Here is a 21955-nt window from a genome sequence, read left to right as displayed (position 1 = left end):
ATGTCAGTTTGCGACACCCAGCTCCGCCAAACCGTAGAACGCCACTAACACTTTGGTTAGTTTAAACGCGTCTTGGCTTCCCGCCAGCTCCCTGATCGAATGCATAGCAAAGGTTGGCACGCCAACATCCAAGGTTTTAACCCCGAGTGCCGCCGCGGTTAGCGGCCCTACCGTACTGCCACACGCCATATCACTGCGCACCACAAAGCTTTGCACGGCCACGTCCTCATCTGCGCACAGACGTCGAAATAGGGAGCTGGTGTCGCTGTTGGTGGCGTAGCGCTGATTGACGTTATTTTTAATAACCGGACCGGCATTTAACAAGGGGCCGTGATTGGTATCATGACGATCACTAAAATTAGGGTGAATACCGTGAGCATTATCTGCGGAAATCATCATTGAATTCGCCATCGCTCGCTGCAGACCCACCTCGTCGCCGGCAATCCGGCGCAAAACCGACTCCAGCATTGGCCCCTGCGCCCCTACCGCCGATTGACTACCTACCTCTTCGTGGTCATTGCACACTAATATTGTATGAGACTGGGCATCACTCGTTAACAAGGCCTGCATGCCAATATAACAAGACAGCAAATTATCCAGTCGCGCACTGGCAATAAAATCGCCATTCCAACCCACCATTGCGGCATTCTGACAATCGTAAAAGCTTAATTCGTAATCCAGCACCGTCGCAACATCGGCGACCCCTTGCGCGGCTAACGCCTCGGCCAACAAGGCGCGAAAGTCCTGTTTCTCGTCGCTTTGCAACAACACGACGGGCAAATCCTTTTGCGGATTAACTGTCCGACTATTATTTGCTTCGCGATCAAGATGTATTGCCAAACTGGGGATCAAGCCAACAGGACGCGTGATATTCAGCAAGCAGCTACGCATATCGCCTTGGCTATTTTCATAATTTACGCGCCCCGCCAAACCTAAATCCCGATCAAACCAAGGATTAAGTAAGGCACCGCCATAAACCTCCACGCCCACCTGAAAATAGCCGTGACGATGTAATTCCGGCGTCGGTTTAACTTTTAGGTTTGGACTATCAGTATGCGCACCGACCATTCGCCAGCCGCGTTGTAATAAATTGCTTTCGCCACAGGAAAACGCCACTAACGACGACCCGTTGCGTACCACAAAATAACGACCACCTGGTTTGAGCTGCCATTCATCACGCTCATCCAGCGCTTCAAACCCCGCCGCGCGCAAAGCGATGGCCATAGTCTCGACCGCGTGAAATGGCGTGGGGCTCGCATCTAAAAAGCGCAGCAAATCTTCATTAAAACCGTGTATATCGCTCATTTATTTCAACCTTTAACGACGCGACTCAGCGCCTTGCTGTAACGCGAGTAATAAACTGGAAGTATCGAGTTGACCGCCATCCAAATTTTGAACTTGACCATAAAATTGGTCGACCAGCGCGGTAACCGGCAGACTTACTTTACGCTGCCTAGCCTCATCCAACACATAGCCAAGGTCTTTACGCATCCAATCAACCGCAAAGCCAAAATCAAACTCGCCAGCGAGCATCGTTTTGGCACGATTATCCATTTGCCACGATTGGGCGGCGCCAGCACCAATGACATCGAGCACAGCGTTCATATTTAGCCCGGCCGCAGCGCCAAAGTGCATGCCCTCCGCCAGCCCTTGAACCAGACCAGCGATACAAATTTGATTTACCATTTTAGCTAACTGCCCTGAGCCAACCGGACCTAAACACTGATAACGAGTAGCATAGGCCGCCAAAACAGGTTCAATTCGCGCAAATACCGTTTCATCTCCGCCCGCCATTACCGTCAAGCGACCGTTAATGGCACCCGCTTCGCCACCAGATACTGGCGCATCAATAAAAGAGATACCGCGTTCCTGAGCGCAAGCGGCCATTTCTCTCGCCAATGCTGCCGAGGTAGTTGAGTGGTCAATCACTACGCCACCACGAGGCATGGCAGAAAACACCCCGCCCTCTCCGGCTAACACCTCTCGCACATCCGCGTCTGCACCTAGGCACACCGCGACAATTTCTGCCTCCGCCACGGCCTTAGCTAGGGTAGCGCTCGCTGCAATTTGGTATTGCGTAGACCACTGCTGCGCCTTGTCTTTGCTGCGGTTATACACCGACAAATCAAAACCTTTTTGCTGTAAATGACCGGCCATGGGGTAACCCATAGTACCTAAGCCAATAAAACAAACTTTCATATCCAGCCTCATGTTTTCAATACTTAATTAGCCAAGGCTGCAAACAAAATGCCCGCTAAAACAACGCGATAAATCGCAAAAGGCATCATTCCCATCCGCTCAACCCAGCGCATAAACACATGAATACAGGCGTAGGCGGTCACCGCCGACACAGCAAAACCAATAAACAACAAATCCCAGGGAACATCGGCGCTGCTCTGGATTAATTCCAATAACTTGTAGGAACCTGCCGCCGCAATAATTGGCATCGACAATAAAAAGGAAAAACGTGCGGAGTCACTGCGACTCAAGCCCAACATCAGCGCCGCCGTAATGGTAATGCCCGAGCGCGACGTTCCGGGAATGAGCGCGATGGCTTGTGCAAAACCAACAATCAACGCAATGCGTAAGCCAATGTCGGCAAGATGCTTGGTGTGCTTGGCGTACCGATCAACCAGACCCAAGATCACACCAAAAACCAATGTTGTAGTCGCCAACACATAACCGGTTCGCAAATTTAGCTCAATAAAATCATTAAAAATAAGCCCGGCAACAACGGCGGGAATAGTGGCAACAATAACCATCCACCCCAAGCGGCTATTTTCATTTTGCCCACCGCCGAAAAAACTGCCAAACCAATCCTTTAATATTCCGGCGACTTCAACGCGAAAATACCAAAGTACCGCCAGCAGCGAGCCTACATGTACTGCAACGTCAAACGCCAAACCTTGATCAGCCCAGCCAAGGAGCGTCTGAGGCAACACCAAATGCCCAGAACTGGACACCGGTAAAAATTCAGTGAGACCTTGAATTGCCGCCAGAATTACTGCTTGAAACGCATCCATTATGTTGTATTCCCTCAATCAATATTAGGATTTCTGCCAAGCGACACTGTCGCGTAAATACACGGGTTGGGCTAACTCGGCAGTGGTGTGTCGACCCGCTGAAAATTCACGATTTGCCAAGCGTAATACTGCGCTAGCTCTGGGATAAACCTCGACGTCAACCACATCCATTGTGCGGCTTAGACTAAAGCGCGACTGGTATGTCCAGCCACTCCCTATTCCCAAAATTCGGCCGCCCTCTGGCATGGTCTGAATACTTTCTGGGGTACGCAAACTATCGGGGATGATCGCTTCGGCAAAACCGGAAACAATTTGATATTGCCCCCAATAAATTTCATCCATGCGGGCATCTAAGGCGGGTAAAACAATATCGCCGTCACGGATTTGTCGATTTACTACAGCATCTTGAGCCAATGCCTGTAAAGTAGACACCGCGACAACGGGAATATTTTGCGAAAACGCAAGACCTTGAACAACTCCGGCGCAAACTCGTAAACCCGTGAACGAGCCGGGGCCCGCGGCAAAACCAATAGCATCAATTTGCGACAAACTCAGATCTGCTTCAGCGAGAATTTGAGCTACCATTGGCAATATAAATTGAGTGTGAGCACGGGGCAGCATGCGGAAATCTTCTATTTCTCGGCCCTGATGTAACAAGGCTACCGAGCACGCTTCTGTTGAAGCCTCTATCGCGAGTAAACTGCTCATGAAGGGAAAACCAAAAATTAAGTATGGCGTGAATCATACCATACTGAGATTAAGCACTTCATAAATTAGCAAGACATTCATTCACTATGACAGCAAAAAAAAGCACCACTCAAACAAATACAGTCACCGCCCTTATCTTGGCCGGCGGCGCGGGTCGCCGGATGAATGGCCAAGACAAAGGTTTACTTCTGTGGCAATCCAAGCCCCTCATTGCACACATTATTGACCGCCTACCTAAAGATGTTGCCCAGGTCTTAATTAGTTGCAACCGAAACATCGACCACTACCAGCAATACGCCGTTACCGTCTGCGATGTCTTGCCGGACTACCAAGGACCGCTAGCGGGGCTCTATGCCGCCTTGCAGACCATTAGCACCCACCAGACACTCATATTACCCTGCGACAGTCCAACACCGCCAAGGGATTTGCTAGACAGGCTAAGCCGAGAGCTGACAAAACACCAAGCGGATATTTGCTACGCCCACGATGGCGAACGCGGCCAGTACCTATTTGCTTTGCTCAATAATGAGCTCAAAACCCACTTAGCGGGATATTTACGCTCGGGCGAGCGCAGCGTCAATCAGTGGTACAAGCAACTGAACTGCGTGCATGCCGACTTCAGCGATCAGACCAGCGCTTTTCGCAACATCAATCAGCTCAGCGATTTTTCACCAGACGAAGAAATTTAAGGCATAAAAAAAGGGGAGCTGATTAAAGCTCCCCTTTTTCTAAGCAAACAACAAATTAATTGCTAGTCGGCTCAGTCGACGTTGCTACCGGGCTTGCCGCAGGTGCTGCCGCAGCTGCAGATTTCACCGGCGCGCGCTTGGCACGAGGCTTCTTAGCCGCAGGTGCCTTCTTGGCAGCTGGTGCCTTTTTCACTGCTACTTTTTTAACCGCAGGTGCCTTCTTGGCAGCTGGCGCTTTTTTCGCTGCTACTTTCTTAGCTGCGGGCTTCTTAGCCGCTACCTTTTTAGCTGGCGCTTTTACTGCGGCTTTCTTCGCAGCCACTTTCTTTGCTGGCGCTTTCTTTGCTGCAGCAGGCTTAGCGGCAATCTTTTTGGCTGGTGCTTTCTTTACAGTCGCTTTTTTGGCGGCAGTTTTCTTGGCACCACTGATCTTAGCGTTCAACTGTTTCACTGCCAGCTTGTGCTTGGCCAGTAATTTCTTCTCAATCAAGGCAACTTTAGCCTTATTCGCTGCAGCACGCTTCTTCTTAAAGCGCTGCTCGAACAATTTAACCGCTTTTGCCAGGTCGGCATCTGCTTTTTTGCTAAGTGCTGTTGAGCGCTCGGCAACTTTTTGGGTTATCGCCGTTTCAGAAGCCTTGATTCTGGCAACTGCCTTAATATTAGCAACGTCGACCTTGCTCGCTGCCACTTTAACGCGAGCCGCTTTTAACTTCGCATTCACTTTCTCTGCTGCAGCAACCGCACGCTTAACTGCATTTTTATCTGCTGCACGGGCTGTCTTTTTCGCCTTGGCGCGCGCCGCTTCAATTTTGGTTTTAGCGTCAGCAAGCGCTTTGCGCTCGTTGGCAACTAATGCCTCAACCTTCTTCAAACCTTCCTCAGCTTTAACAACTGCGGGGTTCGCTAAAGCGGCATTTTTACTTCTTGGTTTACGCTTTGCTGGGGCTGTTTTTGCACGTGCTTTTTTTGCTGCGGGCATCATGTATTCTCCTTGGCGTCGACGATGCTAGTTTAATTGCTCTAAAAATAGCACATAAAATAACCAACGCAAAAAAAAGTCCTTGAATTAAGTACAAATTCTTACTTTTTTACGAAAATAAATGCGTTTTTTCTTCAATAAATGACTTACAAAGTAAAAACATCAAATTTTGATGTGCCTCGCTGTCATTCAAACACGGGATGTAACGAAATTCTTCGCCGCCATTTTCGACAAAATATTCATGAACTTCGCCGTCAATTTCTTCAATTGTTTCTAAGCACTCAACGGCGAACGCGGGGCACAAAACATCCAATTTTTTTACCCCAGCCATTGCCAAGGCAATTACCGTTTTATCTGTGTACGGCTGCAACCATTCTGCCTTTCCTAAACGCGATTGATAGCTAAGCTGCCACTCGTTGTCATTCAAACCCAGCGTCGTTGCCAGCGCCGCCGCCGTCTCTTCGCAGTGACGCTGATAAGGGTCGCCCAACTCTACATTCCGTTTTGGTATACCGTGAAAAGACATCAATAAGCGCTCACCGCGGCCATGCTCAGACCAATACTGCCGAACGCTCTGCGCCAAAGCTTCAACATAAGCCACTTGACGATGGTAATTTCTAAGCCAAGACCACTGGGGAATATCTCGGCGTCGCGAAAAAACTCGGTTAATTTCATCGTGGACTGCCGCCGTTGTCGTTGCCGAATATTGCGGAAATAACGGCAGAAAAAACAAACGCTCGCAACCTGCCGCCAACAATTCGTCAACGGTGTCCGCAATTGATGTTTGCCCGTAATTCATTGCCAAACGAAGTTCAATTTCCTCACCCGGATAATGCGCCCCGATTTTCTTAGCGACGCCATCGACCAAGCGCTGGGAAAAATACCTCAACGGCGATGTGTCGTTCATCCAAATCTGCTGATATGCCTTAGCGACTCGAGGCGAGCGGAACGGCAAAATTATGCCATAGAGAATAGCAAGCCAAATTAAACGGGGTACCTCTACAACTCGGCGGTCAGAAAGAAACTGCTTTAAGAACTGCCGAACAGCCGAGGTAGTCGGTGCGGCGGGGGTACCCAAATTGATAAAAACAATCCCTGACTTCATGTGTGCACCTGCGTTAACAAATATCGGCAAGATAATAAGACATTCAGCATACTGAATGATAATAAAAAAGGGCGCCCTAAGGCGCCCTTTTTCGATCTTTCTTTGCGGTTTTAACCCGCAAGTGCAGCAAAAACCTTGCGCGTGATCTCTTCTACCGAACCAACGCCCTCAATGCGCGAATACTGCGGCGCATCACTGCCCTTGAGATTGCTATAAAAAGCAACCAAGGGTTTTGTTTGTTCGTGATAGACCTTGAGACGATTGCGAACTGTGTCTTCGTGATCATCTTCACGCTGCACCAGCTTTTCGCCCGTAATATCATCCACCCCATCTACCTTAGGGGGGTTATAAATAAGGTGATAGGTTCGGCCAGAACCCTCATGACTGCGTCGCCCACTCATGCGCGTTACGATTTCTTCGTCAGCTACGGCAATTTCGAGCACATTATCAATGCTCACACCGGCGGCAATCAGCGCTTCAGCTTGTGGAATTGTCCGAGGAAAACCATCAAACAGGAAACCATTTTGACAATCAGCTTCGGTAATCCGTTCTTTTACCAAGGCAATGATAATTTCATCAGACACTAGGCCGCCAGAGGACATCACTTCCTTTACCTGTAAACCCAAGGGGCTGCCAGCTTTCACTGCCGAGCGAAGCATGTCGCCGGTAGAAATCTGAGGAATCGCAAATTTCTCGGAAATAAACTGTGCCTGAGTACCTTTACCTGCCCCAGGAGGGCCCAATAATATAACGCGCATAGCGGGAAACTCCCCAATAATTACAATTTATAGCCTGCGCCGTAGGGGCCGCCGCAGCAAAAGCGCACAACGATACACAGCAATCGCCCAGCACACAAGACTTAAGGCGCCTCTACGACTAAAGGACGAGGCCACGAACCGTGGAAAACAGCTATTTCACACCGCGTAACGCTTAATGCCGGACACATACCTGAGCTCATGCCTTGAATCATTCAAAACACTACCGCGCGGGCCAAACCGCCCGCAATCAACAATGTAAATTGGGCTGTGGCTGCGCAAAACGACAACAATACAAAAAAGAGTTCCCTGACAATAAGGAATAGTATTTACGGCGATAATGCTAGCAAAAACACCCCTCTCATAGGTATTATTTATTTGTGGGTGGCTATTTTTTGCCACCCCTGGATGACAGGTACCGCATTATGAAAGTACGAGAATTGTTATCTCTTTGGGAAGAAACCGCCAGCGGCGCGCTAACAGCCGACTGCTATGAGGTTCGCCTATCCATAAAAGACGCCGCACGGTTAAATGCTTTGGCTGAGCTTTTCCCGCGCCGAAATATAGAGGAGTTAATCACCGACTTATTAAGTGCAGCCCTTGATGAGATGGAAAGCGTTATGCCCTACCGACAAGGCACTAAGGTAGTTGCCACGGACGAGCAAGGCGACCCCTTGTACGAAGACATCGGCCCTACCCCCCGCTACCTCTCGTTAACTGAAAAACACCTTAACCGCTACAAGCACCAAGAGAGCCACTAAGCTCAATGCAGGTCTTTTACCTAAAGACCTGCCGCTTTTGCTTCGTTCCAAAACAACTCCATTTGCGAGTTATGCTGGCCTTTGCCCGCGATGACGCCCGTTTCTTCACAGCGCTGCTCAACAAAGCGAAATCGTCGTTCGAATTTAGCGCAGGCACTGCGAGTCACCGCCTCAGCGTCCAAATTAAGGTGCCGCGCCACATTTACAGCAGAAAACAATACATCCCCCATCTCGTCGGCAATTTGCTTAGGATCAGTGCTTGCAATAGCCTCTTCAAGCTCGTCTATTTCCGCTCGAAATGCACTGATGACCTGCTGCAACTCCTGCCAGTCAAACCCCCGCTGTGCGGCTCTTTTTTGTAGCTTGGATGCACGCATTAGACCAGGCATTGCCATAGGCACATCGTCCATAGCGCTGTTCTGAGACTTTTGTCCACGCTCTTGCTGCTTAATTTCTTCCCAGCGCGCCTTAATTGCCTCGTCGTCCGGCGCATCAATCTTGCGCTCAGAATTCAATTCCCCACTCGGAAACACGTGGGGATGGCGCCGCAATAACTTCGCAACAATACCATCTACCACCTCGGCAAAACTAAACTGGGCGGTCTCCGCCGCTAGCTGGCTGTAAAATATAATCTGGAATAAGACATCACCCAGTTCTTGGCGAATTTGATCGCTATCACCTTGCTCAATAGCATCCACTAGCTCATATACTTCTTCCAGCGTGTGGGGCACGACACTCTTAAATGTTTGCTTTAAATCCCAAGGGCAGCCGGTATCGGGGTTCCGCAGCCTAGCCATTAAATACTGCAAATCATTAATAGTATAAGCCAAAATTAACTCTCTCTAATCCGGCGCACAGCCACAACGTTAGGCAAGCCATTAAGTCGATTAAATAGGTCGGACAAGGTCGCAAGGTCGCGAATTTCCAGACGAATATTCATAGTGGCCATGTGGTTAGCCTTATCGGTAACTGTGCTCATGGACAGGACATTGACTTTCTCGGTAGCTAACTGCGAGGTAATGTCGCGCAGCAAACCCTGTCGGTCGTAAGCTTCTAGCTCGATGTCCACGGGATAGGTTTCTATCTGGGTGTCCGCCCAGTCCACCGCGATAATGCGCTGTGGCTCGACACTCTGCAGCTGCAACAGTTTTTTGCAGTCTTGTAAATGCACGCTCACCCCTCGCCCAACGGTGATATAGCCCGCTATCGCTTCACCGGGTAAAGGCTTGCAACACTGAGCAAAATTAGTCAGTAAATTGCCCACCCCGCTAATACGTATCTGACTGCCGTCGCTACTTTTGGCGCTCGGCGCTCGCAATCTGAGGGCGGACTGCGGGTTATCCTCTTCCCTACCCGCCAAATTATGGGCGGCCTTAATTAACTGGAAAGTGCTAATTTCTCCAGCACCAACCGACGCATACATATCTTCGACACTTGCGCAGCGCATTAGATCAGCGAGGTATTTGTAATCAATGCTGTTCAAGGCCAAGCGTTTGAATTCTTTTTCCAACAACGCGCGACCGGCCAAAATATTGTCTTCTTTTGCCTGTAGTCGAAACCAATGCTGAACCTTGGTTCGCGCCCGCGATGTTTTAAGGTAGCCCAAATTACTTTGCAGCCAATCTCGACGAGGTTCGCTGTCTTTACCCGTTAAAATTTCGACTCGCTCGCCTGTCTTTAAAGTATAAGTGAGCGGCACGATCCGGCCATTCACCTTGGCGCCACGGCAACAATTCCCCACTTCAGTGTGGATATGGTAGGCAAAATCTAATGGCGTCGCGCCGTTTTGCAAATTGACCACATGGCCGTCTGGGGTAAAAACATAAACCCGATCTTGGGTATGGGTAAATTGCTCGGCAACATCGCTGCTGCTACCACTTTCCTCATGCCAATCTAGGACCTGACGCAGCCATGCAATTTTTTCGTCATAGCTATTGCTGCTTTTTGCACTTTTATCGGCGCCCTTATACATCCAGTGTGAACACACGCCAAACTCAGCTTCCTCGTGCATTGCGCGGGTACGAATTTGTATTTCCAATACTTTGCCGTCGGGCCCAATAACAGCGGTATGCAATGAGCGGTAACCATTTTCTTTGGGGTTGGCAATATAGTCGTCAAACTCATTGGGAATATTACGCCAAAGACCATGCACTAGACCTAGGGCGGCATAGCATGACTTTGTATCAGGGACCAATACGCGAACAGCGCGTATATCGTATACCTGGGAAAAACCGATGCCCTTGCGCTGCATTTTTCGCCAAATGCTGTAAATATGTTTTGCTCGCCCAGCAATATCGGCTTGGATATTGTCTGCAGCTAAAGCCTCTTCTAACATGGTTATGGCATGTTCAATATAATGCTGACGGTCTAAGCGTTTCTCATCGAGAAGCTTGGCAATTTTTTTATAGGCCAAAGGCTGCAGATACCGAAACGAGAGGTCTTCCAACTCCCATTTAATGTGCCCAATTCCCAGACGATGCGCTAGCGGCGCATAGATATCGGCCACTTCTCGGGCTACTCGGTAGCGCTTTTCTGGTTTGTTTTTTACCGCTCTTATTGCCGAGGTGCGCTCGGCAAGCTTGATAAGCGCTACGCGGACATCGTCTACCAGTGCTACCAGCATTTTGCGGATGGTTTCACTTTGCGCCTCGGACTGACCAAGCACCGGGGCGTCTAATTCAGCGTTGACCCGCGAAATCGCCGCCATGCCCAATACGCCATCTACCAACTTCGCGACGGGACGACCGAAATCACGCTCCAATGCCGACATGCTTAGGCGGCTTTCACGCACCGCCCTAAACAGCGTTGCCGCAATCAAACTGTCTTGATCCAAGTGTAAATCAGCGAGAATTTCGACCATTTCTAGCGCGGTAAAAAAACTACTCAGCCCCTCGGCCTTTGGTGCCTGCTCAGGCGCTGGTAGTGCCGCACACGCCTCAGCAACCGCGAGTGCCCGCTGTAGTTCGGCGCTATCAACTATTTGGTTATCCATCGGCAGCCGAGCAATCCAGCTCACAACATCCACTCGGCCATCATCGAGGAGTGGAAAATCTTCCCTTACTTTAACCATGGGTTACCACCATACGCAGTTCAAACACCGCAGTGTATCTAGTTGGCCAAGGCGGCATCGAACACACCCGTTGACAAGTACCGATCACCTCGGTCACATATAATTGCAACGATAATGGCATTTTCAAGATTTTCACTGATTCTCAAGGCCCCAGCCACTGCGCCACCCGAGGACACACCGCAAAAGATTCCCTCTTGCGCCGCGAGCGCGCGCATTGTGTTCTCCGCCGTCTCCTGATCCATATCAATAACCCGATCAACCCGCGCAGAGTCATAGATGCTAGGTAAATACGCCTCGGGCCAACGCCGAATACCCGGGATACTTGAACTGCCATCGGGCTGTAAACCTATGACTTCAATACTGGGGTTTTTCTCCTTTAAATAGCGAGATACGCCCATTATGGTGCCCGTGGTACCCATGGAGCTGACAAAGTGGGTAATGCGGCCGTCTGTTTGCTGCCAGATTTCCGGGCCGGTGCTGTCATAATGGGCTATGGGGTTATCAATATTAGAGAATTGATCCAAGACCTTGCCCTCACCTGCAGCCTGCATTTCCAGCGCCAAGTCTCTGGCCCCTTCCATGCCCGAGGCTTGGGATACCTCAACTAGCTTGGCGCCATAGGCCGCCATTGCCAGTTTACGCTCTACGCTCATATGGCTAGGCATGATAAGAATCATCTTATAACCCTTTATTGCTGCTGCCATGGCCAGCGCTATGCCAGTATTGCCGCTGGTGGCCTCGATTAGGGTATCACCGGGTACAATATCTCCGCGCTGTTCGGCATGCTCAATCATGCTCATCGCGGGGCGATCTTTAACTGAACCAGCCGGGTTATTACCTTCGAGCTTGACCAAAATCGTATTGCTCGTATTGCCCGGCAAACGCTGTAACCGTACTAAGGGCGTGTTACCAATATACTGATCAATCGTTGGAAACTCTTTCATATGGGAATTCAAACCTCTAAACACCGCTGACGGCTGTGTTAGCAAGCCAGCTATAGTACACATTGCCGATTACGTCATTGCAGCGTTAGTTTCTCTGCACAATAATAGCAGCGGTCGTATTTTTCGGTCATGATAATACCACTCCAACCCCAGAAGGCTCCACCAAGCAATGCCTAGGCGCTTAGGAATCCGAAAACTAATCTTGATTATGGGCTTATTGCCCGTACTCACACTATCTCTTGGTCTCAGTACCTATCTTATGTACAGCCAAATTCAAGAGCTGCGCAATATGATGACCGAGCGCGCGAAGACCTCTATCGAGCACCTCGCGATTATTGCCGAACATATGCTGGCATCAGATCATGGCGAGTCTTTACAACAAATTGCCACGGCCGCGCTAGAGGAGCAAGCCGTTAGAGCTGTGGGAATTTACAACGCTAAATTAGAGCGTATCGCCCAAGCAGGTCCTAGATCAAATTTGCCTGACGAGCAAATAGTGCAAGGCAGCGCCACAACGCAACTGTACTTTGAAAAAGACGGCCTCTTTATTCTACAGCCCATATTTAGTCCCGCAGAGCAAAATTCGCCCCCCCTAGGCTGGGTAGGCATGCAATTTAACTGGCAGCAACTTGAAATCCAGCAATACCAAACCCTGCTCATTGGCACAGTATTTTTAATCTGCTCAATCATTATTTGCATTCTGCTATGTAGCTACATCAATCAACTGTTAACCAGAGATTTAAACACTCTGCGCCAAACTGTGAGGCGAATGACTACCGGCCCCAAAAATTTCCACGCCCACATGCCTAGCAATGATGAATTCAGTGAAATTGCCGAAGAGCTAAACCTGCTTAATAATGCCCAGCAAAATGAGCTGCAGGAACTGCAGCGAAATATTGAGCAAAGCAATACCGATTTACGAGAGACCTTAGAAACCGTTGAAGTACAAAATATCGAGCTCGACCTAGCACGACGTGAAGCGGTAAATGCGAGTCGAATAAAATCAGAGTTTTTAGCCAATACTAGCCACGAAATTCGCACCCCACTCAATGGCATCATCGGTTTTAGCAATATTTTACTGAAGTCAGAGCTGGAAATTCGTCAGCGCGAAGCCATAGAAACTATCAACAGTTCAGCCAATAGCCTGTTAACCATCATTAATGATATTTTAGACTTTTCCAAACTCGAGGCGGGAAAATTAGTACTCGATAGCGCGCCGGTCAATCTCCGCGAGCTTATTGAAGGTACCTTGCAAATTCTCGCCCCTGGCGCCACCGATAAATCGCTGGAATTGATTCTAACGATCCAGCAAGAATGCCCCAAAACCGTATTAGCTGACGCCCTACGTTTAAAGCAAATCCTGACTAATCTAATTAATAATGCCATTAAATTCACGCAGGCGGGCCATATTCTAATAAACGTTCTGAGCAGTGATCACAACGAGCAACATGCCGCAATTACTATCCAAGTCAGCGATACCGGAATTGGCCTATCCAAAGAGCAGCAAAAGAAAATATTTAAAGATTTTGCTCAGGCCGACGCGTCAATTACCCGCCAGTACGGTGGCACGGGATTAGGACTGGTCATTGTCAAAGGCTTAATTGAGCAAATGGGCGGCGAAATCGGCATCGAAAGCGAGCTAGGGAAAGGCACTACTTTCTGGTTTACCATCAACTTCCCGATTGCCTACAACGCCATTAAATTACGCGATTTCACCACGCTTAAGAATAAATCAGTTGAGCTATATGATCCTAGTCCACTGCATGCAAACTCACTCAAGATGCTTTTCAATAGCTGGGGTTTGGTTGTTCGTCATTACAGTAATATTGATCATGTGCAGACCGACGCCGATTACCTCGTTATCTGTGTCGACAACCATGATGAACGCGCAGCGAATTTTATAACGCGCCTAAATTGCCCAGCTATTATTCTCAGCCCCTACACCCACGACCCCGATGAGAGTGACCAGCATTACTACCTGAGCAAACCCATCTCCCATATAAAATTATTTGACGCCCTCAATCGGGGAATAAAGGCTGCCACGCGCAGCAAAGCGCCAGCCTATTCCAATGTCAGCATTTTAGCCGTGGATGACAACCCCTCAAATCTACATATTTTAGAGCGATTTTTAAGTGATTTAGGCGTCACCACAACCCGCGCGAAAGACGGCAGTGAGGCCATACAGCGGTGCACAGAACAGTGCTTTGACCTTATCTTTATGGACATTCAAATGCCCAAAATGGACGGTATCGAAACTAGCTGCCGCATTCGCGCCAATGGCTTAAACCGCGAGACTCCCATTATCGCCCTCTCGGCATATCTGTCACCGGAAAACCCATTACAACTGCGGGAAGCCGGTATTAATGATTACCTCAGCAAGCCGATTACCGAGCATCAACTCGATGAGCTTCTTCATAATTATGTGGTGGAATCAAGCCTAATTGAGGTGCCGCGACCGGTGGATATCTCGCAGTGTCTAAAATTGAGCAAAGAGCGGCCAGCACTCGCAGCAGAAATGCTCGGGATGCTTTTGGAATGTTTAGTGAATAGTAAAAGCGAGCTTATCGCAGCCCAGCAACACAACGACCTCAACAGCCTTACAGAAGTCAACCACAGCCTCAAAGGTGCCTGCTGTTACACCGGCACCCCCATTTTACATCGCCGTGTTATCGAGCTTGAAGAAGCGCTTCAGAATAGCCATAACATCAATAATGCGGTTGTTAATGTCATCGCCGCCATCGACGAACTATTACAATGGCAAGGCGAACACGAGCTCAGTGCAGTATTCGAAAGCTAAAACGCACTTAATCCACTTTTAGCTTGGCGGGTAAATAATGCGCGACTACGCAGGGGCTTATTTCCTAGCAGGCCATGCAGCGCCAATCTACTGAGGCGTTTTGCAGCCAACTGCGCGTCACCGCTAAAATCCCCGTTTGCTAGTTGCAGCAGAACCTCGCCGGAAAATAGCGACGTCGTTACCGCGTCGTCAGCCAATATTATGCCTTCGTCAGGATGAAAAAAATAAAATCTATCAGGGTTAAATGCCAGACCGGAGCGATTGCAGTGGGTAAAGTTTAAACCGTAGCCCAGCTTTTCCAATAAGCCGAACTCAAAACGCCGCAGACTCTCTTCGAGTTGGACGCCGCCAATAAGCCGGGTCAAACACTGCGTGTACAATACAAAAATGTCAGCTTGGGGATCATGTTGATGCAGGAGGCGCTCTAGCAGCTCATTGACATACAAACCGCAGAACAAGGCCCGGCCCTGTAAACTGTAGCTTGCCTGATGCTGCACATCGAGAAGCGACTTTAACTCTCCCCGCCCCTGCCAACTGACGGACACCAAGTTAAAAGCCTGCAGATTCGCTCGCCAGGACTGTCTCGATTTACCGCCGCCACGCAAGCCCTTAGCAACACAGGTAAAACGGCCGTAATTAGGGCTAAAGAGGTTAACAAGAGCGCTAGTATCGCGGTATGGGCGAATATGCAAAACAAAACACGCTTCGCCATCAACGCGATTCATAACTTATTTCAAATTTATATCGGTGTAGCCTAAGCTGCGTAAAGCACGCTCGTCGTCTGACCAGCCAGACTTCACTTTAACCCACAGCCGCAACATGACTTTATTATCAAAAGCGCGCTCCATGTCTTTACGGGCCTCAGTACCGATTTGCCGAAGGCGGCTACCACCTTCACCGATAATGATCTTTTTTTGGCCGTCGCGTTCAACCAGAATCAATGCACTGATCTCGAGTAAACGCGGAGACTCGCTAAACTCTTCGATTTCTACGGTCATTGAGTAGGGAATTTCCTCCCCTAACTGACGCATAATCTTTTCCCGCACTAACTCTGCCGCCAAAAAGCGCTCGCTGCGGTTGGTTATTTGATCTTCAGGATACATATGATCGTTTTCAGGCAAGAAGCGCGCGATCACCTTTTCTAGCTCTTCGCGATTATGGCCCTGCAATGCCGACACAGGCACAACATCGGCAAATTTGTATTTGCTTTGCAATTCGTTTATCAAAGGCAGCAGCTGACCTTTGTCGTCCAGTCGATCTACCTTATTGATAACCAAAACGACGGGGCTACGCGCATTTTCGAGAATTCTTAACACCATCTCGTCGTCGTCGGTCCAGCGATCGCGATCTACCAAGAACAGGATTAAATCAACATCTTTAATCGCCGCACTCGCGGTTTTATTCATGTAGCGATTTAGGGCCTTCTCTTCTTTTAAGTGCATCCCAGGAGTGTCGACATAGATCGCCTGCACCTCACCTTCGGTCTTAATGCCAAGAACCTGGTGACGCGTGGTCTGGGGCTTGCGAGAAGTAATACTGAGCTTTTGCCCAAGAATATGGTTAAGCAAAGTCGATTTACCGACATTGGGACGACCAATAATAGCCACAAAGCCGCAGCGCTGTGGTCCCAACTGTGTATCTTCTCCACTCGAACTCATTCTATTTCCTTTAATGCCAACAACACCTTTTCGGCGGCGGCTTGTTCAGCTTTACGACGACTGCTTCCAGAAGCGGAGACAGACGACTTTAATAGGCTAATTGAGCAAGACACTATGAAGGTCTGCTGATGATCAGCACCAGCGGTTTCCACCAGCTGATAATCTGGCAAGGGCTGTTTGCGCCCTTGTAAAAACTCCTGCAACCGCGTTTTCGGGTCTTTATGGCTAGCGTCTGGGTTCAAAGATACTAATCTTGGCGCAAACCACGCTAACACCCTTTCGCGGCACACCTCAAAGCCAGCTTCCAAATAAATCGCACCAATAAGTGCTTCTACCGCATCGGCCAGAGTTGAGGCCCGACGTTGACCACCACTGTTTTTTTCACCGGCGCCCAGACGTAAGAAGCGACCTAATTCAAATTCCACGGCTACGGTAGCCAAGGTCTTGCCACTAACGAGGAGTGCACGGATTCGGCTTAAGTCACCCTCATCAACATCCGGAAAACGAAGATACAGGGCTTCAGCAATAATCATATTAAGTAGCGAGTCACCTAAAAACTCGACTCGCTCGTTATTCACCGCGCTAAAACTGCGATGGGTCATCGCCATCGTCAGTAGCTCGCTATCTTTAAAATGATAGCCGATTTTCTGGCAAACTTCGTCCAAACTAGCCAAGCTCAAGTCCGGGGCACAAGAAACTGCGCGTCGTCAAAGTGCACAACGGCGTCAACATTAAACATAATGGGTACCCTTTTCTCATATCGGGCATCGATAATAATACCTTTTTTGTCGGTACTAATTTTAATGTCTTTTAAGTCTACTGACTCTACTCGGTTAGTAATGAAACGGTTGGACAACTCTCTTCTAACCGAGGCCGGTGTCGCATCACTGCTACGAGATTCTTCCGTTATATCCGTAATAATACGGCTGAGCGTCCAATAATCCAGGTAGATTGGCGCCAAGCGTACGGCCAGAGTGGCAAAAAACAAGACCACGCCCAACACGCACAGCGCGGAGAGCATACTCATACCTTGCTGTTTTGCTTTCATGACTATTTCCTATATTAGCGTATGCGGCCTACGCGACTAAAACTGGGTAAATCATTGAAGGACTGCCAATGCATCCATATAGCAAAGGCCTGACCGACAATGTTTTGCTCCGGCACCTGCCCCCACACTCGACTATCGCTGCTATTGTCACGATTATCACCCATCATAAAGTAATGACCAGGTTTAACGGTGGTGACAAAGTCACCACGATAAATTCGCTTATCGTGGTGCACTAAATGGTCAACATTATCCAATTGCTCCTTAATAACTTGAGTAATTGGCTGCAGCGGCGGCACTTCGGCCAGCACAGTTTGCTGCACTAGCTCATCATTAATATAGAGCTGTTTGTTGATATAGCGAATTTCATCGCCGGGTAACCCAATTACCCGCTTAATAAAGTATCGCTTATCATTTGGCGGGAAAAACACCATTACGTCGCCACGTTTTGGTTCCCCAACCTCAAAAATTTTGGTGCCCAACACCGGCAAACGCAAACCGTAGTTGAATTTATTTACCAGTATGTAATCCCCCACCTCCAAACTCGGCACCATCGATGCAGACGGAATTTGAAAGGGTTCAATCACAAAAGAGCGCAACACCAAAACCACTAAAAGTACCGGAAAGAATGACCGTGCGTTTTCAGCAATCGGCAAGGGTCCAGCAAATTCATTTTTAAGTGAATCTTGGTCTTTTTTAATAAAATAGGTGATATAGACCGCGACGTTGCCGGCGCTGACATAGGCTTGACGAGCCTTTTCAAAGACAAAGCGGTCAAGCCCACCAATGATGCCGGCGATTATCGTTAACACCACTAAGGCTAAGGCAAAGTCCCCGTCCTTAATCAGCACCACACTGGCAATCCACACAAACCAGCCCAGCAAGACCAATCGATAAGTCCACTCGATCCAGCCCGGCAGTGCCTGTTGACGCAAAGTTGCTGCATCGGTGGCGGTGCGCTTTTCTGAGCACCACTGCAAGGCCTGCTGCATCTGGCGGCGGCCTTTTACTTCTTGGACTAACCATACGACTAAAGAAAGCGCCGCGACCGAGATCAGAATCAAATTTACCATGCGGCTAGTTTCCTTTAACCATCAATATTGAGCACAGCCAAAAACGCTGACTGGGGGATTTCAACATTACCCACCTGCTTCATGCGCTTTTTACCTGCTTTTTGTTTTTCTAACAGCTTGCGCTTACGCGACACATCGCCACCGTAGCATTTTGCTGTCACGTTTTTACGCAAAGCCTTAACCGTTTGCCGGGCAATAACTTGACCGCCAATCGCGGCCTGAATCGCCACATCGAACATTTGCCGTGGAATCAATTCCTGCATTTTTTCCACCAGCGCGCGGCCGCGGCTTTGGGCGATATCCCGATGAACAATCATGGCTAGCGCGTCAACGCGATCACCATTTATCAAGATATCCAATTTAACGAGATTAGCGGCCTCAAACCGCTCAAAACTATAATCTAATGAGGCAAAACCACGACTCACTGATTTTAAACGGTCAAAAAAGTCGAGTACAACCTCACTCATTGGAATTTCCCAATTAAGCGACACTTGCTGCCCTAAAAACTGCATATCTTTTTGGATACCACGCTTGGAAGCACACAAGCTAATGACATTACCTAAATGTTCCTGGGGCACAAGAATATTCACTCGCGCAATGGGCTCGCGAGTCTCTTCTAGCTCACCCGGATCAGGCATGGACGAGGGGTTATCGACCATTACGATCTGGCCATTTTTCTTTAACACTTCGTAGATAACGGTCGGCGCAGTGGTAATCAGGTCTAAATCGTATTCCCGCTCTAGACGCTCTTGAATGATTTCCATATGCAAGGTGCCAAGGAAACCGCAGCGGAAGCCAAAACCCAATGCATCAGAACTCTCTGGCTCATAAAACAAAGACGCGTCGTTTAAAGTCAATTTGCTCAGGGCATCACGAAAATCTTCGTAATCCTCGGTCGACACAGTAAATAGACCAGCGTAAACCTGCGGTTTTACCTTTTTAAAACCCGGTAAAGCAGGCACATTTGGGGTAGAGGCATGGGTAAAGGTATCCCCCACTGGTGCGCCGAGAATATCTTTAATACCGGCGATAATAAATCCTACTTCACCGGCTTTAAGAATCCCTGTAGACGTCTGTTTAGGTGTGAATATACCAACAACATCAACAATCTGCGGCTTACCCAGAGTTTTGCTGATGATTTTATCACCGCGTTTCAGGGTGCCATTTTTCACTCTAACAAGGGACACAACACCTTGGTAATTATCAAACCAAGAGTCGATGATCAGTGCTTGTAAGGGAGCTTCCGTATCGCCGACGGGTGGTGGTATTTTGGCCACCAAATGCTCCAGCGCTTCGTGGATACCCATCCCCGATTTTGCCGATACCGGCACTGCCTCTGACGCATCAACCCCAATAATTTCTTCAATCTCATGCTTTACTTTATCGGGGTCAGCCTGAGGCAGATCCATTTTATTAAGAATTGGCAAGACTTCGAGGCCCTGCTCTATCGCGGTATAACAGTTCGCTACCGACTGAGCTTCCACGCCCTGCGCCGCATCGACGACCAGCAGCGCACCTTCACAAGCCGCCAAGGAGCGCGAAACCTCATACGAGAAGTCGACGTGACCAGGAGTGTCAATGAAATTGAGCTGGTAGGTTTTACCATCATCAGCCAGGTAATTTAGGGTTACCGACTGGGCCTTTATCGTAATCCCCCGCTCGCGCTCAATATCCATTGAGTCAAGCACCTGGGCGGACATTTCACGCTCGGTTAATCCACCACAGGTCTGTATAAAGCGATCCGCTAGGGTCGATTTACCATGATCAATGTGGGCGATAATAGAGAAATTACGAATCAAATCGAGACTAGACACGCTCGCTTTATACCTCAGGGCAACAAAAATGATAAAAATTCAGGGGCGCGATTGTAGCGCAAAGCCGGGGGTCTAAGCTATGAATAGACTCAAACAGAGTGGGGGGAATTAAATACAGAGACCAGTTGCGGACCAGATACCGGCTTTTTCGCCAAAACCTTGGGCTGATATGCTGGGTTATTGCGATTTAACCGAGCATGAGCCCGCAACACCGCTAAGCCACCGACAAATCCAAACAAAGCCCCGCCCGCAGCGGCGACATCACCATCAACAAAATGGTTAATACTCGTCATGGCAATTAACATGGTCACCAACGGGAGCAAATAAACCAGCATTGCACCGCCGACTAAGGCGCGTTCAGGGATACAGATATCAACTTGATCATCTAAGCGGAAATCGTCTGCACACTGATTTTGCAGCATCACTCGCAGCTGATTGCGGCGCCCATCAAAGGCCTTGTTCATTAAACCCTGACCGCAACCTTTTTGCGCGCTGCAGCTACTGCAGGTACTGCGCTGAATAGTTTCAACCCATAAGGCGTCAGAATCGATCCCCACTACCCGCCCAGTCTCAGTGATCACTGCGCGGCCCAACTTAACGACTTAGCAACTTGCTTGGCCGTTAACATGGGCACTTCACCCACCACAGTGGCAAAACTGCCTTGTTCAGCAAAGGCAACGGTGTAACTCACCGAAGCGCCACGCCGCATGCCACCTTCAATAATCGCCGGAGAACCATCGGCCGCCTTGATCAAGGGCTCAACAAAAACGGACATTACTGCCAAGCCATCGGTATAGGTCATGCCTGCTTCATCATTATTTTCAGATTGCGCTAAGGTAAAGCCCGCGGGGATCCAATTTGGTCGCCAAGTACGCTGCGATACCAGCAATGCGGCGTCACCCACTTTATTGTCTCGATGCTGAACTTCTTTGGCGTCTTCGACTACTGGCTCGTCTGCCGAAATATTCAAGTTCAACATAACGTATTGAAAACGTTCTAAAACTTTGCCTTGCTGATTGACTATGTCGGAACGTAGCAACAGCCCGGTCTCTTTATCAAGGGACAATTTATAGCCAAGACGGTAGACATCTCGAGGACGAATCATCAAGTTTATCGCCTCGCGCCCAGCGACGCGGGCCGCCCCTTTCACTTCAAGATCGTAATAGCGGTAAAAACCCTGCTCTTCATCGCCACCAAACAAGCGAATTAACTGAGGACCTGGATGCACACAATTAACATCGTGACCGTGGTAGACCAAGTCCTGATGACTGCCATCTAGAGACTCAAGAGATTCAAACTCTTTGCCATCGCGAACGGTGTGGGTTATTCGGTAGCTACTAAGCTGATCACCCACCTGATAGCTTACTATTGCTCGGTAATTAAGCTCGCGATGACTATGGGTCATCTTATTGAGCAAATCGCTACCCGTTTCAGCACTGGGCTCTAAACTCGCAAGCTCGGGCTCCAAACTCAGCGCATAAGCACTGCCAAACATTAAACCCATCGCAACAATAGCAAGCCGCAATATCAC

The 21955-nt window shown here is 49.0% G+C and carries 21 protein-coding genes; 3 read left to right on the top strand and 18 right to left on the bottom strand.

Annotated features, from left to right (window positions below):
- Nucleotides 1-3: 3 nt before the first annotated feature.
- The 4 genes from HNQ57_RS07715 to tsaB are packed head-to-tail and all read right to left on the bottom strand — an operon-like array spanning nucleotide 4 to nucleotide 3731.
- Entirely contained in the window at nucleotides 4-1305 is a 1302-nt protein-coding gene (locus tag HNQ57_RS07715) for a M18 family aminopeptidase (protein ID WP_184462143.1), read from the bottom strand.
- Between the two features lie 12 nt (nucleotides 1306-1317).
- Nucleotides 1318-2199 (bottom strand): NAD(P)-dependent oxidoreductase, encoded by an 882-nt coding sequence (locus HNQ57_RS07710; RefSeq protein WP_184462141.1) that lies wholly within the window; start codon nucleotides 2197-2199, stop codon nucleotides 1318-1320.
- A gap of 23 nt (nucleotides 2200-2222) precedes the next feature.
- The gene (locus tag HNQ57_RS07705) at nucleotides 2223-3023 is read right to left on the bottom strand and encodes an undecaprenyl-diphosphate phosphatase (protein ID WP_184462139.1); all 801 of its coding nucleotides are present in this window, start codon (nucleotides 3021-3023) and stop codon (nucleotides 2223-2225) included.
- Between the two features lie 24 nt (nucleotides 3024-3047).
- Nucleotides 3048-3731, bottom strand: a complete 684-nt coding sequence (gene tsaB, locus HNQ57_RS07700) for a tRNA (adenosine(37)-N6)-threonylcarbamoyltransferase complex dimerization subunit type 1 TsaB (protein ID WP_184462138.1) — start codon at nucleotides 3729-3731, stop codon at nucleotides 3048-3050.
- A gap of 86 nt (nucleotides 3732-3817) precedes the next feature.
- On the opposite strand from tsaB, the gene mobA reads away from it, so the two are divergent.
- The gene (gene mobA / locus HNQ57_RS07695) at nucleotides 3818-4420 is read left to right on the top strand and encodes a molybdenum cofactor guanylyltransferase MobA (protein WP_184462136.1); all 603 of its coding nucleotides are present in this window, start codon (nucleotides 3818-3820) and stop codon (nucleotides 4418-4420) included.
- 55 nt (nucleotides 4421-4475) lie between these two features.
- Here mobA and HNQ57_RS07690 read toward each other — a convergent pair whose 3' ends face one another.
- From HNQ57_RS07690 to adk, 3 genes are all read right to left on the bottom strand, one after another.
- Nucleotides 4476-5405 (bottom strand): hypothetical protein, encoded by a 930-nt coding sequence (locus HNQ57_RS07690; RefSeq protein WP_184462134.1) that lies wholly within the window; start codon nucleotides 5403-5405, stop codon nucleotides 4476-4478.
- A 106-nt stretch (nucleotides 5406-5511) separates the two neighbouring features.
- The gene (gene hemH / locus HNQ57_RS07685; RefSeq protein ID WP_184462133.1) at nucleotides 5512-6507 is read right to left on the bottom strand and encodes a ferrochelatase; all 996 of its coding nucleotides are present in this window, start codon (nucleotides 6505-6507) and stop codon (nucleotides 5512-5514) included.
- A 110-nt stretch (nucleotides 6508-6617) separates the two neighbouring features.
- Nucleotides 6618-7265, bottom strand: coding sequence for an adenylate kinase (adk, locus tag HNQ57_RS07680; protein WP_184462131.1), 648 nt, complete (start codon nucleotides 7263-7265; stop codon nucleotides 6618-6620).
- A 422-nt stretch (nucleotides 7266-7687) separates the two neighbouring features.
- Between adk and HNQ57_RS07675 the strand changes: the two genes are divergently transcribed.
- The gene (locus HNQ57_RS07675) at nucleotides 7688-8023 is read left to right on the top strand and encodes a type 1 pili tip component (protein ID WP_184462129.1); all 336 of its coding nucleotides are present in this window, start codon (nucleotides 7688-7690) and stop codon (nucleotides 8021-8023) included.
- A gap of 20 nt (nucleotides 8024-8043) precedes the next feature.
- Here the strand turns inward: HNQ57_RS07675 and mazG are convergent, their stop codons facing one another.
- From mazG to cysM, 3 genes are read right to left on the bottom strand one after another with little or no spacing between them, the layout of a single operon-like run.
- Nucleotides 8044-8853, bottom strand: coding sequence for a nucleoside triphosphate pyrophosphohydrolase (mazG, locus tag HNQ57_RS07670; protein ID WP_184462127.1), 810 nt, complete (start codon nucleotides 8851-8853; stop codon nucleotides 8044-8046).
- A 2-nt stretch (nucleotides 8854-8855) separates the two neighbouring features.
- Nucleotides 8856-11093: a GTP diphosphokinase gene (gene relA / locus HNQ57_RS07665; protein WP_184462125.1), complete on the bottom strand. Its 2238-nt coding sequence runs from the start codon at nucleotides 11091-11093 to the stop codon at nucleotides 8856-8858.
- Nucleotides 11094-11131: 38 nt separating this feature from the next.
- Complete coding sequence (gene cysM / locus HNQ57_RS07660; protein ID WP_184462124.1) at nucleotides 11132-12037, bottom strand: cysteine synthase CysM; 906 nt, start codon at nucleotides 12035-12037, stop codon at nucleotides 11132-11134.
- 169 nt (nucleotides 12038-12206) lie between these two features.
- Between cysM and HNQ57_RS07655 the strand changes: the two genes are divergently transcribed.
- Complete coding sequence (locus HNQ57_RS07655) at nucleotides 12207-14834, top strand: ATP-binding protein (protein WP_184462122.1); 2628 nt, start codon at nucleotides 12207-12209, stop codon at nucleotides 14832-14834.
- Here the strand turns inward: HNQ57_RS07655 and recO are convergent.
- From recO to HNQ57_RS07615, 8 genes are all read right to left on the bottom strand, one after another.
- Nucleotides 14831-15559 carry a DNA repair protein RecO gene (recO, locus tag HNQ57_RS07650; protein ID WP_184462121.1) on the bottom strand — a complete coding sequence of 243 codons (729 nt, stop codon included), beginning with the start codon at nucleotides 15557-15559 and terminating at the stop codon, nucleotides 14831-14833. The genes HNQ57_RS07655 and recO overlap by 4 nt on opposite strands.
- Nucleotides 15560-15562: 3 nt before the next feature.
- Nucleotides 15563-16492 carry a GTPase Era gene (gene era / locus HNQ57_RS07645; RefSeq protein WP_184462118.1) on the bottom strand — a complete coding sequence of 310 codons (930 nt, stop codon included), beginning with the start codon at nucleotides 16490-16492 and terminating at the stop codon, nucleotides 15563-15565.
- Nucleotides 16489-17166 carry a ribonuclease III gene (gene rnc, locus HNQ57_RS07640; protein ID WP_184462116.1) on the bottom strand — a complete coding sequence of 226 codons (678 nt, stop codon included), beginning with the start codon at nucleotides 17164-17166 and terminating at the stop codon, nucleotides 16489-16491. The genes era and rnc overlap by 4 nt, the downstream gene beginning before the upstream one ends.
- Nucleotides 17167-17168: 2 nt before the next feature.
- Entirely contained in the window at nucleotides 17169-17540 is a 372-nt protein-coding gene (locus HNQ57_RS07635) for a DUF4845 domain-containing protein (RefSeq protein ID WP_184462113.1), read from the bottom strand.
- 14 nt (nucleotides 17541-17554) lie between these two features.
- On the bottom strand, nucleotides 17555-18610 hold the full coding sequence (lepB, locus tag HNQ57_RS07630) for a signal peptidase I (RefSeq protein ID WP_184462112.1): 1056 nt from the start codon (nucleotides 18608-18610) through the stop codon (nucleotides 17555-17557).
- A 14-nt stretch (nucleotides 18611-18624) separates the two neighbouring features.
- Nucleotides 18625-20424, bottom strand: coding sequence for a translation elongation factor 4 (lepA, locus tag HNQ57_RS07625; RefSeq protein WP_184462111.1), 1800 nt, complete (start codon nucleotides 20422-20424; stop codon nucleotides 18625-18627).
- 89 nt (nucleotides 20425-20513) lie between these two features.
- Nucleotides 20514-21005 carry a SoxR reducing system RseC family protein gene (locus tag HNQ57_RS07620; RefSeq protein WP_184462110.1) on the bottom strand — a complete coding sequence of 164 codons (492 nt, stop codon included), beginning with the start codon at nucleotides 21003-21005 and terminating at the stop codon, nucleotides 20514-20516.
- Nucleotides 21002-21955, bottom strand: coding sequence for a MucB/RseB C-terminal domain-containing protein (locus tag HNQ57_RS07615; RefSeq protein WP_184462109.1), 954 nt, complete (start codon nucleotides 21953-21955; stop codon nucleotides 21002-21004). The genes HNQ57_RS07620 and HNQ57_RS07615 overlap by 4 nt, the downstream gene beginning before the upstream one ends.

Origin of the sequence: Zhongshania antarctica, from assembly GCF_014202945.1 — a bacterium.
Lineage (GTDB): Bacteria > Pseudomonadota > Gammaproteobacteria > Pseudomonadales > Spongiibacteraceae > Spongiibacter > Spongiibacter antarcticus.
Note: the sequence above shows the minus strand (reverse complement) of the source record. Positions and strands in the feature narration are given on the sequence as shown.